We start from the raw sequence: 1,178 nt of genomic DNA, 5'->3' as shown, positions 1-1,178 counted from the left end.
TAGTAAGCAAGATAGATATGCAAAACTAAAAGAAGATAGTTTTAGTGACTATCTAAGCAAAGCTCTAAATTTACAAGATAGTGGTATCAATGCCAAAGATGCAGCGATAAAGTATATTAAAAATCAAAGTAGCTTAAATACTCTACTTTTAAATTCTTATATGTTTAATAGCTTAGATAAGAGTAAGGGGGATAATAAAAAATATAGATTTGGCTTATATGATCATATTGATGATCTAAAGATAAATGATTTTAAGCCACTAGATCCTATGGCTCCCCTTTTGATACTGGTTGATCCTGAAACTAAAGGTGTTGCTGTTGGTGGTGCTAGGATAAAGTCTGTTGAGAAAGTAAGTGGAAACAAAATTAAGATTAATGATTACAAGAATGAATTAAGTAAATCACAAGTAGCAAATATCCAACGAGCAATTAAAAAAATACCTGCTAATTCAAAAGAAAATATTGAGATATATAAGGAAAATAATGGCAATATTGTTTTTAAAGCGGTTTCTCCAGGAAAAGTACCTGGATCTAAGGCAGAATACATAAAAGTGATTAATAAAGATGGCGATACTATATCTTACAATAAAATAACATATGATCCAAAAGGGAATATTGTGCATGACAAAGATAAATTTAATACAAAATAACAATAAAACTAGCATTTTATTAGACTTGGTTCATTTTAAAAACAATATAGATACATTAAAAAATATGTTATCCCAGATTGGTTTTGATAGTGAAATTGAGCTCGTTTCTATGTCAAGAGATAATATAGTAGAAATTTTACAAAGAAGCTTGGATAAAAAGATATCTTTTTTAGAGCTTGAAGAGTGGGCAAATTTAATAGAATGTCGTGAAGATATAGGCTTTGAAGATGAAAAAACACAAGAAATGATCTTTAAACTAGCAAATCCTTATTTGTATGGAAAGTTAGATGAAAATCAGGTGCTAAGCTATCTAAACGAATTAGATGAAAAATGTGGTGATAAATATAAAATAGTAGATATTTTTCGTTAAAAAGTGATGAAATTTCTACCTTACCAGGAACTACTTTCCCAAAAGAAGAGCTAAATAAAAATGATAATGTCCTCGCTACACCACAAACAGAGCAATATGATAAAATAACAAATGGCGGTGTAAATACAGACAATTCTTTTAACGAGCCTTATCTTGGTG

The 1,178-nt window shown here is 29.1% G+C and carries 2 protein-coding genes; both read left to right on the top strand.

Translation table 11 applies throughout. The annotated features are described in order from the left end of the window. Positions 1-649, top strand: a 649-nt coding sequence (locus UNSWCS_RS11975; RefSeq protein ID WP_035143644.1) for a hypothetical protein, incomplete at its 5' end; no start/stop codon positions are given. After that, positions 621-1,019 carry a hypothetical protein gene (locus UNSWCS_RS06215; protein WP_051267831.1) on the top strand — a complete coding sequence of 133 codons (399 nt, stop codon included), beginning with the start codon at positions 621-623 and terminating at the stop codon, positions 1,017-1,019. The genes UNSWCS_RS11975 and UNSWCS_RS06215, both read left to right, overlap by 29 nt. Positions 1,020-1,178: the final 159 nt, after the last annotated feature.

Source organism: Campylobacter concisus UNSWCS, from assembly GCF_000466685.1.
Lineage (GTDB): Bacteria > Campylobacterota > Campylobacteria > Campylobacterales > Campylobacteraceae > Campylobacter_A > Campylobacter_A concisus_A.
Note: the sequence above shows the minus strand (reverse complement) of the source record. Positions and strands in the feature narration are given on the sequence as shown.

Excerpts from the sequence above, each read along its gene's own strand:
- UNSWCS_RS06215 (WP_051267831.1), top strand. The coding sequence starts at position 621 with ATGACAAAGATAAATTTAATACAAAATAACAATAAAACTAGCATTTTA.